The following is a 14,568-nucleotide window of genomic DNA, read 5'->3' on the forward strand; positions in this document are numbered from 1 at the left end:
ATTACTTCTAAAGTAGATAAATGTAAAAATAAAAACTACTTTGGAAGTTTTTTCATATAAATCTGGATTTTTAAATATATAGTTTATGGTATAATGAAATGAGGTGATGAAAATGAAAAAAAGACTTCCAATAGGACAAAGTGATTTTAAAACTATAATTGAAGAAGATATGTACTTTGTAGATAAAAGTTTATTAATCAAAGAGGTTATTGAAAGTGGAAATGTTTTATTAATAACAAGGCCAAGAAGGTTTGGGAAAACTCTCAGTCAATCTATGATGAAGTACTTTTTTGATATTACTCAAAACAATGAACACCTCTTTAAAAACTTAAAAATATATAAAGAAAAGAACATAATAGAAAAACATTTAAATAAACATCCTGTTATATACATCACCTTTAAAGATTTAAAGTCTAATAACTTAAAGAAAATGCATGCTTTATTAGCTATGGAGCTTTCAAGATTGTATTTAAAACATAAGTATGTTTTAGATGTTTTAGATAATGAAGAAAAAATTATATATGATAAAATAATGGGTAGAGAAGCTTTAGATGCTGATTATGAAAATTGTATAAGAAGTTTATCTGAATATATGGAAAGATACTATGGTAAAAAGGTAATAATATTAATAGACGAATACGACACTCCAATTCAACAAGCCTACTTACATGGTTACTATGATGAAATAATATCTTTAATTGGTAACTTATTTGGAATGGCTTTAAAAGATAATGTATACCTTGAAAAAGCAGTTCTTACTGGTATAACAAGAGTTTCTAAAGAAAGTATCTTTACTGGTGTGAATAACTTAAAGGTTTCTACTGTATTGAATGAACTATTCAATGATAAGTATGGATTAACTAAAGAAGAAGTAGAAGAAACATTGAAGTATTATGAACTTGAATATGAAGAAAAAGAAGTTATAGATTGGTACAATGGTTATAACTTTGGTGGTGTTGAAATATACAATCCTTTTTCTATTATAAACTTAGTAGACGAAAAAAAGATAAGACCATATTGGATGAATACGAGTGGAAATTATTTAATAAGAAAGTTAATAAAAGAAGGAACTGTTAATATAAAAGATAGTGTAGAAAAATTAATAAACGGAGAAGAAGTAGAGTGCGAAATAATAGAAACAATGGTTTATGGTGATTTAAACTTAAACAGTGAAAGTGCAATTTGGACATTATTTTTATTTAGTGGTTACTTAAAGTGGACGAGTAAAAAAAGAAAAAATAATATAACAATGTATAAAGTAAAGATACCAAATGAAGAAGTAAAAGATTTTTTTGTACAAACAGTTAGAAATATGTTGAGAGAATCAAATATAAGTATCGATAATATGCTTTTGAATTTAAAAGTAGGAAGAATAAAAACCTTTACAGACCAATTTAAAGATTTAACGATGAATACATTGAGTTACTTTGATATTAGTGGAAAAGAACCGGAAAGGTTTTATCATGGATTAATACTTGGAATGAGTGTTGGATTAAAAGAAGAGTACATAATAAAGAGTAATAGAGAAACAGGACTTGGAAGAGCTGATGTTATATTAATTCCAAAAGATAAAACAGATAAAGGAATAATAATAGAGTTTAAAAAGTACAATAAAGATGAAGATAAAAGTTTAAAAGACAGTGCAAAAAATGGATTAAAACAAATAAATGAAAAGAAGTATGAAGAAGAAATAAAAAGTTATGGAATAAACAATATAATAAAAGTAGCAATATCCTTTGATAAAAAAGAAATTGAAATTGTTAGTAATTTGGATAAAGATGTTGAATTAACAGATATTGAAAAAGTAGCAAAGAACATGATTGAAAAAGGATTAGATGTAAATATGATTTCTGAATTAACAGGCATTTCAGTAGAAAAGATAAAAAATATGCTTAATTAATGGTACATGAATAGTATGCAATTTTTTAGGTAACATAAATTTTATGATCTCTATTAACGTATTTTAATTATATTAAATAAATTCATTGATGTAAAAAAATAAAAGCCTAAGGCTTTCATTTTTTTACATCAATGGTCTATTATTATATTTTTTAAAGGTTTCACCATATTTTTCATACCATCTTTTTGGATAAACAAATATTGTAAATGTTCTTATTCCAAGTGGAGAAAAAAATTGATCTTCTTCATTTATTCTGTAATCAATATTTTTCATTGTTTTTAATAACTCAATTACCTTTTTAAACTTTGGAAGATAAAAAGTATTTGGTGTTTCTTTATAAAATTTCCAAGTTGCACCTGTATCTAATTCATAACAAAATGTCTTTTTATTGTACTTAAAGTACTCAACATTTTGTTTTGTTGTATAAAATCCTGCATAAAACCCTTTCTTAGACACTCTATTTAACTCTTTTAAAGCTCTTAGAGGGTCTTTTACATATGGTAAAGCACTTTCAGTAAAAGAAAGGTCAAACTGATCATTTTTAAACTTTAAATTAGTCATATCGCCTATATAAAATTTTGCATTTTTATTCTGGTAGTAATCAATAGCTTTTATTACATTGAATCTACTAAAATCTATTCCTATATACTTTTTATCCTTAACGACATCTTTTAATTGATAGTAATTTGATCCTGTACCACATGCTGCATCTAAAATTGAAGTTGGTTTTTCCTTCAATATAATATCTTTTATTGTTTCCATTTGTTTTTTATTGTACGCACTAAATTTATTTGAAAAGTTTTTATCATAATTAATATCATACTGTATTGAAATTGGTTGATTTTCAAAATCAATATCTTTTGGCGTTGGATTTATTAATTTAAATAATCTAAACATATCTCCATTTTTATAGTTTATTACTTCATTCAGCAAAACACTTTTATTATAATATTTTTTTAATTCTTCAAACTTTAAATATCCCAATATTTTAACATTTTTAGCTTTTTTTATTTCATTAAAATTTATTTTTTTGCAACTAAAAATTATTAAACTTACTTTATCGGATGGTCTAAACCAAATTTTAAAGTCTTCTATTATTTGATTTGCTTTTTCAATACCAGAAATTCCAGCATCAAGATAAAATGTCATTTTTCGCCTCCTATAAAAAAAATCCCCGACTTTAATAGTCGGGGAACATGGAGCGAAAGACGGGGTTCGAACCCGCGACCCCTTGCTTGGCAAGCAAGTGCTCTACCGCTGAGCTACATTCGCATCGTCATTTGTGGTGCGCGAAGTGGGACTTGAACCCACACGGTGTACACCACTGGATCCTAAGTCCAGCGCGTCTGCCAATTCCGCCACTCGCGCACTTATAAATAACAAAAAAAATGGTGACCCGTCCGGGATTCGAACCCGGGGCCCTTTGATTAAAAGTCAAATGCTCTACCAGCTGAGCTAACAGGTCATCACCATTGTTTTTCTGTTTCCGTCTTTCACAACTTCCGCATCCAAACGTTTATTATTATATATCATTATCCGAAATAAGTCAAGTTAAGAAACGGTAAATTATTGTTAAAACCTTATTACTTCTCATATCCAGGCAAACGACCATTTGAATTTGTCTTTACAACAAGCGGTTTTACTATATCTCCATTCTTTTGATACCCCACCATTATAATACCACCATCTTTAGCTTCTTCAAAAGAATAAAATCTTTCTTCTTTATTTGATCCATATATTCCCATATAATAAAAATTACTATTTTTTTCTATAATTCTCAAAAAACCATCGTAATCTGGCCAAGTATCTAAACAAAAACCAGTTGCATATATTTTATCATTTATATTTTTTATTTCAATTATTCTTGACATTTTTTTTACATTTCTAACTTCAAACCATTCTGCTTTTATACTTCCATCTTCTTCTATTCCCTTTACTGTCTTTAATGTAAAAGTTTTCCATGTATTTTGATTTATTGGTATTACATAACCACCAACATAAAGCGAACCATTTGAAAATGCACTCAATCCATATTCATTTTGAGTTTCCTTACCATATGTATTGGAATATAGTCTTATTCCTTCTCTACTATACTTTAAAACTAAAATATCATATTGTTTTTTAGGATTAGAATTTGTGTCTCCAATAGCTATTATATCATTTGGTTCTAATATAAAATCGTTTATCTCTTCATTATCTTCTCTTCCATATGTGTTTTCCCAAACTATTCCACCAGAAACATTTATTTCTGATATATAAGCTTGTTTTTTCATTTCATTTGATATATAACCAGCTATTATAAAGTCATTTGAATTATTTTTGATAACATTGAATCTTCCTCCAGTGTTATAAACTTTTGACCATAATTTTTCTCCATTTTCTGATATATTTAAAATATAAGGACGCTCTTCCTTCTTCCCAACCATTATTAAGCTTCCATCAAAATATGTAAAGTCATAAAAATCTATATTTTTTCCACTAACTAACAACTTTTGTTTTACTTCTCCATTTAAATTTATTGTATAAATATAATTTTTTCCATTTCCTTTTCCCAAAATACCATATAAACCTTTATCTAAATAATGAATTTTTGAAAAAACTATATTATTTTCATCAATTACTTTAAAATAATGAATTCCACCACTTTTTTTTACCTCTTTATTTGATGAAATATAATCTATAAAATCTTTAGCCTCATACTTTGAACTAGATTTTATATAAGTTGCATCAAAATTTCCATCTGTAATTATTAAAAAAAATGCTATTAAAAACAAGCTAAATAAAAAATTCATTATAATTAAAATTATTTTTCTTGAAACTTTCATAAAATTATCACCCTTTATTTTTTGAACCTCATATTATAAGAATTTGGATCATTCCAATTAAATTCAAACTTTATTTTTACATTATTATTTTTTTCTAATTCCTTTTTTCTTTCAGGGGTTGCATAACCAGATAAATTATGATAAACATTTATCAATACTTCTTTTATATTATGTTCTTTCATATTTTTTAATGAGTCTTCCATATCTTTTATAATTCGATTAAACACAATTGATGGAGCAGCAACTCTTCCTGTTCCATGACATATAGGGCATGGTGCAAAAACCATAGTATCAATAGATGGTGTTGTTCTTTTTCTTGTTACTTCTAATAAACCCAATCCAGTAAATCCAACTATGGTAACTCTAGCTCTATCTTTTTTAACTTCTTCGGAAAAAACTCTTATTATTTCTTCATGATGATTTTTTGTATGCATATCTATAAAATCTATAATAATTATTCCAGCTATATTTCTTAATCTTAATTGTCTTGCAATTTCTATTGCTGCTTCTTTATTTGTTTTAAAAGAAGTTTCTTCAACATTCTTTCCTCTAACATTTGCTGCAGAATCTATGTCTATTACTGTCATTGCTTCTGTTTTGTCTATTGTTATAGTTCCGCCATTTCTTAAGTTTATTTTTTTTGCAAAGATGTCATCCATTTGATTATAAACATTCATATAGGCAAAAGCATCTTTATCCACAAGTTCAATCAATGGAGTATACTCAGTAGATTCAATAGCTTTTTTTATTTCATTATAAAGATTTTTACTATCTACTACAATTCTTTTAACATTAGTATCTAATCGTTCCCTCATTAAAAAACCTATAAAATCATCCTCAGAGTATAAAAGTAATGGTTTATTAGTATTCTTATACTTCAAAGCTACTTCATGCCATTTTTTTCTTAATAAATTTAATTCTTCTTCCAATGTTTCTCTATCAACACTTTGACTATTAGTTCTGAATATTATTCCTTCTGTTTCATAAATTAAATCCTCAGCTATTTCTCTTAATCTCTCTCTATCATTTTGAATAGATATTTTTCTTGAAATCCCTATACTTCCTTCTCCATATGGAATATAAACTATATACTTACCCGGGAAATTAAGATGCATAGATAAAAGTGGTCCTTTTCTTATATTTCCATCTTTTTTTGCTTGAACAATAAGCATATCTCCACGTTTATATTCATTTTTTAATCCTAATATATCTTTATACCTTAAAAAACCATTTTTTTTCATACCTATATTAACAAAAAATGCTTCCAAACTTGGAACATCATTTTCTATTCTTCCACAAAAAATTTTTCCAGAGCTTTTTTCACCTTCAAGATCTTCAAAAAAAATTTCTGTTAATTCATAATCTTCCAAAAGTGCTACTCTTATTTCATCACCAACAGAACTACAAACAATTATTTTTTCCATTACTCAACCTCTCTTATTTTTATTTCTATTTAATTTTACCATAAAATGATGTATAATTAATATGGAGGTGAATCTTATGGAATTTGAATTAAAATATGCTAAAGAAATCTTAGAAAATATAGAAGATGGGGTTTACATATTAGATAATAAGAGAAAAATACTTTATTGGAATAAAGCTGCAGAAAAAATAACTGGATTTAAATCAGAAGAAGTTCTTGGTTCCTCTTGTAAAGATAATATATTAATGCATATTGATGAAAATGGAGTTTCTTTGTGTATGGGAATGTGTCCAGTTGCTTTTACTCTTGCAGATGGAAGAACTAGAAAAACAAAGGTGTTTTTACATCACAAGAAAGGGCATAGAGTTCCTGTTTATATAAAAGTTTTTCCTATAAAAGATGAAAATGGCAATATAACAGGAGCAGTTGAATTATTCAATGATATTTCTGAAAAAGAAAAAATAGAGATTGAAGCAAAGGTTTATAAAAAAATGGCTTTAACTGATAAATTAACAGAGATACCAAATAGAGCCTTTATAGACATGAAACTTCAAGAATTTTATCAAGAATCTAATAAATATGGTTTAGACTTTGGAATTTTGTTTATAGACATAGATAACTTTAAAAACATTAATGATACTTATGGTCACGATTTTGGAGATAAAATATTGAAAATGGTTTCTCAAAGCATATTTAAAAATACAAGAAGTTCTGATTTCATAGGTAGATGGGGTGGAGACGAATTTATTGCCATAATTCGTTTTGTAGATAAGACTTTACTTTATGAAATTGCAAATAGATATTTAATGATGGTAAAAAATTCTTATTTGATGATAAATGAAAAAAAAATTTCTGTAAATATTTCAATTGGTGGAAGTCTATACGAAAACAATACTATAGATGAAATAATAAAAAAAGCAGATGAAGCTTTATATTATGTAAAAGAAAATGGAAAAGCTAATATAAAAATTATTTAAATTAATTGGAAACCATTTAAAATGGTTTCCATTTTTCTTCTATCCAAAGTTTAAAATCTTTATAAAAATCCAATTCTTTATAATCTAAAATTAAATCCATATCTGAAGTTTTGTATAAAATCCCCAATCCTGTAGAATTTTTTTCCTTATAATAAGAATTTATTATATAGTTTTCTATACCATTTACTGCAAATTTAGAATCACAAAAATCAGCATTTGAAATTACACTATGAAAAATTACTACATCATTATCATTGGGTTTTATAGATACAAGATTTTTTGAAACAAAGTTCTTAAAATCATTTAATCTTATTGCTGTCATAGTTAAATAATTTAAATTTGAATAACTATTATAATAATCATAATAAACAGCCACTAAATTAGAAAGCATAAATTCAATTGATAAATCATAATATCTTAAAAAATTATAATTCCATCCATATCCTGGCTCTTCATTTACAGAACCAACAAAATAATTAGCATATGGTGAAAGTTCATAAACTATTTCTAATTGTGCCATACTACAAGCATCAAACCCTATTACATCTATTTTTTTATGTGTTTCTTCAAATTTTTTTAATACATTTTTTATATCTGAAATTTTTAAAAACTCAGAACTGCTTTCAACTATTACTGCTTTTGTTTTCAAATATTGTTTTGATTCCCATTCCCATGCATTTCCATGATTCCATAAATCTAAAAAAAATGTATTTCCAATATAAAATTTTTCCATATAAGTATATAAAATATCTGGATTTGAAGAATTTATTTCATCATTCATACCATATTCAGATGGATTTGTTTCAACTCTATAAAATTTGCCATTCATATTATATAAGTTTATTATTTTATCATTTTCAGTAAAATCAGCAATTATAGTAACAAGTATATTTCTTTTTACATTCATTAATGCATTTTTTATTTCATTTATATCATCTTCAAGAAACTCTGATAAAGGACTATTTGTTGTATCTCCACAAGCATAAATAAACAACTGTAAATCTGGCTTTACAGCATTTAAAGTCTTTTTATAAATCTTACCATTATATTCATACTCTAAATAATTATTTTTTGTAAATAAAGTTCTTGATAAAGTATAGTTTTTACCATCAAAACTACTCAATACTGTACCATTTATTTTAACATTTTTTACTTTTTCTTTGAATTCAATTACTTTATCAAAATTTCCATCTATAATTTCATTTGTAATTAAAGGATCAAATAAACTTAAAGGTATACAAGAACTCATTAAAAATAAAAAAGATATTAAAATAAAAGTATACTTAAAAATTTTTTTCATATTTTTTCTCCAATCATAGTTAACACATCATAATTAATACATAATAATAAAAATACCTACTAAAATAAAAGAAATTAAAAAAATCGTATCTCTGAACTTCCAATCGAATTTTTTAAATCTTGTTCTTCCTTCCCAACCATTGTATCCTCTTGCTTCCATTGCAACACTTAATTCTTCTGCTCTTCTTAAGGCTGATACTAAAAGAGGTATTAAAATAGATACTACACCTTTTATTTTCCCTGAAAGCTTTCTATCATCAAAACTTGCACCTCTACTCATTTGAGCTTTTATTATTCTATCTGCTTCTGAAGCCATTACTGGAATAAATCTTATTGCTATAGTCATAACCATAGATAATTCATGAGCAAAAGATTTTGGAACAAAAAACCACCTTAAAACATCTTCCATTGCATGAGCTAAAGAAGTTGGTGATGTAGTGAGAGTTAGTACACTTGAAATCATAATTGCAAATAATATTCTAAAAGTTATTATTGAAGCATAATACAAACCTTTATCAGTTATTGAAATAAATAAGAACTTAAAAATAGTACTACCTTCAGAATTAAATAATTGCATAACAAATGCAAAGACAATAATAAACCACAATGACTTTAATGATTTTAAATAATACTTTAAACTCAATTTCGATAAAATCATTAAAGAAAGAGTATAAACTATCATTAAAGAAGAATCATATAAACTATTTATTGAAAAAGAAAATATTGCAAGAACAAATAAACCAATCAACTTAACTCGTGGATCTAAAGAATGCATAAAAGATTTTTTTTCAACATACCTACCAAGGGCAACATTATCTAAAAACAAAACTATCATCCTTTCAATTTCTTTATATTATATTATACTATAAAAAACAATATCCTACTAACCATTATACATCATAATATGGTATAATAATATAGAATTTAATAAATTTTTTGGAGGTGGGAGTATGTCATTAAATAGCCCTTATTTAAAAGAAGTAAAAAACAAAATGGAAAAAACAATATCTCATTATGAAGATGAACTAAAGAAATTAAGAACTGGAAGACCTTCACCAGCAATATTTGAAGATATAAAAGTAGATTATTATGGAACACCAACACAAATAAACCAAACCTCAAATGTTGTTGTTGGAGAAGATAGAGTCATATCAATAACTCCTTGGGATAAAGGATTACTTGAAAAAATTGAAAAAGCAATAAATGCTTCCCCATTAGGATTACATGCAATAAATGATGGAAATGCTGTAAGAGTTTCTTTTCCTGCTCCAACAGGAGAAGACAGAAAAAAATGGGTAAAAGTAGCTAAAGACATGATGGAAGAAACAAAAATTGCTTTAAGAAATATAAGAAGAGAAGATATGAAAAAAGTTAAAGAAGATCAAAAAAAAGGAGAAATTCCAGAAGATACCGCAAAAAAAATTGAAGATGAAATACAAAAAATTTTAAAAGAACATGAAGATAAAGCAGAACACGTATTTCATAAAAAAGAAAAGGAGATATTGGAATCTTGACCAATTTGAAAATACCTTCTCACATTGGTATAATTATGGATGGCAATGGACGCTGGGCTAAAATGCAAAATAAAAAAAGAATATTTGGTCATGAAAAAGGAGCAGAAGTTGCTGAAAAAATAATTCAATATTCAACTGATATAGGGGTGAGATATCTCACCCTGTATTCTTTTTCAACGGAAAACTGGAAACGTCCAAAAGATGAGGTAAATTTTTTATTTAAATTATTTATAAAATACTTAGAAACACGATTAAGAAAAATAATCTCTAAAGGAGTAAAAATGAGATTTTCTGGAAATTTATCAGAACTTCCTCAAGATGTTCAAAAATCTTGTAAAAAAATTCAAGAAATAAGCAAAGATAATAAAAAATTAGATTTAATAATGGCTTTAAACTATGGTGGTCGTCAAGAAATAATTAATGCAGCAAATAATGCTATTAAAAATGGTAAATCAGAAATAACTGAAGATGACATATCTTTAAATTTGTATTTACCTGACGTTCCAGATCCAGATTTAATAATAAGAACATCTGGTGAAATAAGATTGAGCAACTTTTTATTGTGGCAAAGTGCTTATTCGGAACTTTATTTTACAAAAAAACTTTGGCCAGATTTTACAGAAAATGATTACCTTGAAGCTATAAAAGAATATACCAAAAGAGATAGAAGATTTGGTGGAATTGGAAGTGATGAGAATGCCAATAGGTAAAAAAAATCTTTTTATAAGAGCTTCATCTGGTTTTATAATAGGACCTGTAGTTGTATTTTCATATCTTTGGTATCCAACATTATTAGGATTAGTTACAACAATAGTAATGATGGCATCATATGAATTTATAAAAATGTCAAATCCAAAACTCTGTAGAAAATTCAGACTATTTATTGCATTTCTATTAGGAATAACCTCCATGGTATATGGATTTTCTTTAGAAGCTGAATATAGTGGAATTTTACCATTTGAAGCAGAATTTATATTTGTAATAGGATTTTTATTAATATCTTTAATAACAATTGTAAGATTAAAAGACATTAATGAAGCTAAAGAACTACTTTCTTCATCTACATTTTCATTAATATATATAGCATTTTTTCTATCATCAAATTATTTAACTCAAATAAATTATGGAGCTGGAATGGCTATATTAGCTTTGACCTCTGTTTGGGCATATGATTCATTTGCCTATATTTTTGGACTTACTTTTGGAAAACATAAAATTTCTCCAACTTATTCTCCAAAAAAAAGCTGGGAAGGCTTATTTGGTGGAATATTTGGAACATTCTTATACATTATTATTTATGATTTTTTCAGGGAGATATTCGGGTTACATACTCTAATAGATCTTGAATACGTTGCAGCATTTGCAATAATGGTTGGAATAGTCGATACAATTGGTGACTTGACCGAATCTATCTTCAAACGCTTTTACAATGTAAAAGATTCAAGTGGAATATTACCAGGACATGGTGGAATGCTTGATAGAATAGATGGATTATTGCTTGTTGTACCTATATGGTACTTTATGCTGAGATTATTCTGGATCTAAAAAAAATCTGGAGGGGATGTAAGTGAAAAATTCAAAAGAAGGCTTTACAATCGTTGAAGTTTTATTAGTTCTTGCCGTTATGGCACTCATTGCATCAATAAGTATACCTGCTGTGAACACTGTGCTATCTCAAGCAAAAGCAACAAAAATTATTTCAGATATGAGGAATATACAGTCTGCTGTAATTCAATACTCTATGTACAGTAGTGATGCATCAAGTTTAAGCATGGAGAATTTAGTAAAAGAAGAGTATCTAACAAATGAAATACCAAATATACAAATAAAAGATGAAACTTTACAAGTAGAAATCTATTATAACTCAAACAAACCAGATATTAAATACTTTAAAAAAATAGACCCTAATATAGAAGAGTACGATGGGAAACCATCCATTAGAGTTTTGAAAAAATAAACATGGAGGATTGATTCAATGAAATACATGACATCTGATGAAATAAGAGAAAAATTTTTACAATTTTTTGAACAAAAAAATCATAAAAAATTACCAAGCTCTCCACTCGTTCCAAGTGATCCACAATTAATGTTTACAGTAGCTGGAATGGTTCCATTCAAACCAATATTTTGGGGAAAAGTTGAACCAACACACACAATGATAACAACCTGTCAAAAATGTATAAGAACAAATGATATAGAAAATGTTGGAAAAACGGCAAGGCATCAAACCTTTTTTGAAATGTTGGGAAACTTTTCTTTTGGAGAATATTTTAAAAAAGAAGCAATACCAATGGCATGGGAATTTTTAACAAAAGTTCTTGAAATGCCTGAAGAAAAGCTTTGGCCATCCGTTTATATTGAAGACAATGAAGCATATGAAATATGGAAAAAAATAGTTCCCGAAGAAAGAATAATGAAATTTGATAAAAGTGAAAACTGGTGGGGACCTGTAGGTCCTACAGGACCATGTGGACCTAGTTCAGAAATATATTTTGATACTGGTTTTACAGATGATTGTCCAGATGTTGAAAACTGTACACCAGCTTGTGATTGTGGAAGGTTTGTTGAAATATGGAATATAGTCTTTACAGAATATTATGCCAAAGAAGATGGGAGCTTTGAACCTTTGGCAAGAAAAAATATAGATACAGGAGCTGGACTTGAAAGAATAGTTGCTGCAATACAAGGAGTTAAAACAAACTTTGATACAGACTTATTTAAAGAAATAATTGAAAAAATAGAAAATACATTAAACGTAAAGTATGGAAAAAATTCAAAAACAGACACATCAATAAAGGTCATAGCAGATCATGCAAGGGCAGTTTCTTTCATAATAGCAGAAGGTATATTACCTTCAAATGAAGGAAGAGGATACGTATTGAGAAGAATCTTAAGACGCTCTATAAGACACGCAAACCTTCTTGGTACAAAAACAGCATTCTTTTCAAAAATAATAGACTCTGTAATAGAAAAATATGAGAAAATATATCCTGAATTAATTGAAAAACAAGACTTTATAAAAAAGATAGTAAATGCCGAAGAAGAAAGATTTTTACAAACACTTGAAAAAGGATTAGAAAGATTAAACAATATCATAAAAAAAGGAAAAATCTCTGGTGCAGACGCTTTTGAACTATATGATACCTATGGATTTCCTTTTGATATAACAGAAGAAATTGCAGAAGAAAAAAATATTCCAGTAGACAAAGATGAATATTTAAAACTAATGAAAGAACAAAAAGAAAGAGCTAGAAAAGCCACTGGAAATAAAGAATATGCAAAATCAAATAAAGCCTATAAAAAAGTGGGAGATGACTTAAAAACAACAGAATTTACTGGATATAACTCATTAAATGAAACAGAAAAAGTATTGTATATAATAAAAGGTGAAGAAATAATAAATGAAGCAAATGAAAATGAAGAAGTTGAATTAATCTTTTCCAAAACACCTTTTTATGCTGAAAAGGGTGGACAAATTGCAGACATAGGAACAATAAAAAACACTCAATTTGAAGCACAAGTAAAAGACGTTCAAATAGTATATAATGAAGTAATATCACATAAAGTAATCATAAAAAAAGGAAAAATAAAAGTTGGAGACAAAGTTGAATTAACTGTAGACATAAACAATAGAAATGCAATAAAAAGAAATCACAGTGCAACTCATCTATTACATTCAGCACTAAGAAATATTGTTGGTAATCATATAAAACAAGCAGGATCATACGTATCCAACGAAAGACTTAGATTTGATATAACACATTATGAATCATTAACAAAAGAACAAATACAAGCTGTAGAAACACTTGTAAATGAAGAAATATTAAAAGCAACACCAGTAATTACAGAAGTAAAATCTTTAAACGATGCAAAAAATGAAAATGTTATAGCATTATTTGAAGAAAAATATGGAAATGAAGTAAGAATTGTTAAAATGGGAGAATTTTCAAAAGAACTTTGTGGAGGAACTCATGTTTCAAACACAGGTGAAATTGGACTCTTTAAAATTTTAACAGAAACATCAGTATCAGCAGGAATAAGAAGAATAGAAGCAATAACAGGTTTAGAAGCCTTAAAGTTCACACAAAAACAAGAAAAAATAATAAATAATTTAAACTCAATATTAAATACCTCAACAGAAAAAGTCGAAGAAAAAGTTCAATCATTATTAAAAACAATAAAAGAAAAAGAATCAACAATAAAAGAACTTGAAGCAAAAACAGCAACAGCAAACTTATTATCATTTATAGACAAAGGTATAGAAATAGATGGATTTAAAATTGTAGTTGGTGTACTTGAAAATGTTTCAAAAGACATACATAGAAATGCAACAGATACATTATTATCAAAGATAAAAGACGGAGTAGTAATTTTATTCAATAAATCAGACAAACTATCCTTTACAGTTAAAGTATCTAAAAACGCATTAAATAAATTCCATGCTGGACAAATAGCTAAAAAAATAGCAACACACCTTGGCGGTGGCGGTGGCGGAAGACCTGATTTTGCTCAAGCAGGAGGAAAAGATCCATCAAAAATACCAGAAATAATAAAAAATATACAAAACTTTATAAAATAGAAGCGGCTTAGCCGCTTCTTTATTTTTTGTTAAATATATAATAATTTCTTT

The 14,568-nt window shown here is 26.9% G+C and carries 12 protein-coding genes and 3 tRNA genes; 7 read left to right on the plus strand and 8 right to left on the minus strand.

Translation table 11 applies throughout. From position 1 onward, the window contains the following. The first annotated feature begins 112 nt into the window (after positions 1-112). Complete coding sequence (locus IGS63_RS03995; RefSeq protein WP_232521296.1) at positions 113-1,900, plus strand: AAA family ATPase; 1,788 nt, start codon at positions 113-115, stop codon at positions 1,898-1,900. A gap of 123 nt (positions 1,901-2,023) precedes the next feature. On the opposite strand, the gene IGS63_RS04000 is transcribed toward IGS63_RS03995, so the two are convergent. The 6 genes from IGS63_RS04000 to IGS63_RS04025 form a co-directional block, all read right to left on the minus strand. Beyond that, entirely contained in the window at positions 2,024-3,049 is a 1,026-nt protein-coding gene (locus IGS63_RS04000) for a class I SAM-dependent methyltransferase (RefSeq protein ID WP_190615719.1), read from the minus strand. 48 nt (positions 3,050-3,097) lie between these two features. Next, positions 3,098-3,172 (minus strand) — tRNA-Gly (locus IGS63_RS04005). Between the two features lie 11 nt (positions 3,173-3,183). Beyond that, a tRNA-Leu gene (locus IGS63_RS04010) sits at positions 3,184-3,268 on the minus strand. Between the two features lie 21 nt (positions 3,269-3,289). Next, positions 3,290-3,365: transfer RNA gene (locus IGS63_RS04015), tRNA-Lys, on the minus strand. 118 nt (positions 3,366-3,483) lie between these two features. After that, a complete protein-coding gene (locus IGS63_RS04020; RefSeq protein WP_190615720.1) occupies positions 3,484-4,725 on the minus strand; it encodes a hypothetical protein in 1,242 nt (413 codons plus the stop codon). A gap of 14 nt (positions 4,726-4,739) precedes the next feature. Next, on the minus strand, positions 4,740-6,149 hold the full coding sequence (locus IGS63_RS04025; protein ID WP_190615721.1) for an Rne/Rng family ribonuclease: 1,410 nt from the start codon (positions 6,147-6,149) through the stop codon (positions 4,740-4,742). Between the two features lie 76 nt (positions 6,150-6,225). Between IGS63_RS04025 and IGS63_RS04030 the strand changes: the two genes are divergently transcribed. Next, positions 6,226-7,125 (plus strand): sensor domain-containing diguanylate cyclase, encoded by a 900-nt coding sequence (locus IGS63_RS04030; protein WP_190615722.1) that lies wholly within the window; start codon positions 6,226-6,228, stop codon positions 7,123-7,125. 16 nt (positions 7,126-7,141) lie between these two features. Here IGS63_RS04030 and IGS63_RS04035 read toward each other — a convergent pair whose 3' ends face one another. Further along, a complete protein-coding gene (locus IGS63_RS04035) occupies positions 7,142-8,425 on the minus strand; it encodes a clostripain-related cysteine peptidase (RefSeq protein ID WP_190615723.1) in 1,284 nt (427 codons plus the stop codon). Positions 8,426-8,458: 33 nt separating this feature from the next. Beyond that, on the minus strand, positions 8,459-9,250 hold the full coding sequence (locus tag IGS63_RS04040; RefSeq protein ID WP_190615724.1) for an energy-coupling factor transporter transmembrane component T family protein: 792 nt from the start codon (positions 9,248-9,250) through the stop codon (positions 8,459-8,461). 124 nt (positions 9,251-9,374) lie between these two features. Between IGS63_RS04040 and frr the strand changes: the two genes are divergently transcribed. The 5 genes from frr to alaS are packed head-to-tail and all read left to right on the plus strand — an operon-like array spanning position 9,375 to position 14,517. Beyond that, positions 9,375-9,938 carry a ribosome recycling factor gene (gene frr, locus IGS63_RS04045; RefSeq protein ID WP_190615725.1) on the plus strand — a complete coding sequence of 188 codons (564 nt, stop codon included), beginning with the start codon at positions 9,375-9,377 and terminating at the stop codon, positions 9,936-9,938. Continuing rightward, on the plus strand, positions 9,935-10,648 hold the full coding sequence (locus IGS63_RS04050; protein WP_198423083.1) for an isoprenyl transferase: 714 nt from the start codon (positions 9,935-9,937) through the stop codon (positions 10,646-10,648). Before frr ends, IGS63_RS04050 begins: the two co-directional genes overlap by 4 nt. Continuing rightward, positions 10,629-11,483 (plus strand): phosphatidate cytidylyltransferase, encoded by an 855-nt coding sequence (locus tag IGS63_RS04055; RefSeq protein ID WP_232521351.1) that lies wholly within the window; start codon positions 10,629-10,631, stop codon positions 11,481-11,483. Before IGS63_RS04050 ends, IGS63_RS04055 begins: the two co-directional genes overlap by 20 nt. 22 nt (positions 11,484-11,505) lie before the next feature. Next, positions 11,506-11,895, plus strand: coding sequence for a type II secretion system protein (locus IGS63_RS04060; RefSeq protein ID WP_190615727.1), 390 nt, complete (start codon positions 11,506-11,508; stop codon positions 11,893-11,895). A gap of 18 nt (positions 11,896-11,913) precedes the next feature. Then, a complete protein-coding gene (gene alaS, locus IGS63_RS04065; protein WP_190615728.1) occupies positions 11,914-14,517 on the plus strand; it encodes an alanine--tRNA ligase in 2,604 nt (867 codons plus the stop codon). Positions 14,518-14,568: the final 51 nt, after the last annotated feature.

The sequence above is a fragment of the Tepiditoga spiralis genome (assembly GCF_014701195.1).
GTDB classification, from domain to species: Bacteria; Thermotogota; Thermotogae; order Petrotogales; family Petrotogaceae; genus Tepiditoga; species Tepiditoga spiralis.

Excerpts from the sequence above, each read along its gene's own strand:
- IGS63_RS03995 (WP_232521296.1), top strand. The coding sequence starts at position 113 with ATGAAAAAAAGACTTCCAATAGGACAAAGTGATTTTAAAACTATAATT.
- IGS63_RS04000 (WP_190615719.1), bottom strand. The coding sequence starts at position 3,049 with ATGACATTTTATCTTGATGCTGGAATTTCTGGTATTGAAAAAGCAAAT.
- IGS63_RS04020 (WP_190615720.1), bottom strand. The coding sequence starts at position 4,725 with ATGAAAGTTTCAAGAAAAATAATTTTAATTATAATGAATTTTTTATTT.
- IGS63_RS04025 (WP_190615721.1), bottom strand. The coding sequence starts at position 6,149 with ATGGAAAAAATAATTGTTTGTAGTTCTGTTGGTGATGAAATAAGAGTA.
- IGS63_RS04030 (WP_190615722.1), top strand. The coding sequence starts at position 6,226 with ATGGAATTTGAATTAAAATATGCTAAAGAAATCTTAGAAAATATAGAA.
- IGS63_RS04035 (WP_190615723.1), bottom strand. The coding sequence starts at position 8,425 with ATGAAAAAAATTTTTAAGTATACTTTTATTTTAATATCTTTTTTATTT.
- frr (WP_190615725.1), top strand. The coding sequence starts at position 9,375 with ATGTCATTAAATAGCCCTTATTTAAAAGAAGTAAAAAACAAAATGGAA.
- IGS63_RS04055 (WP_232521351.1), top strand. The coding sequence starts at position 10,629 with ATGAGAATGCCAATAGGTAAAAAAAATCTTTTTATAAGAGCTTCATCT.
- alaS (WP_190615728.1), top strand. The coding sequence starts at position 11,914 with ATGAAATACATGACATCTGATGAAATAAGAGAAAAATTTTTACAATTT.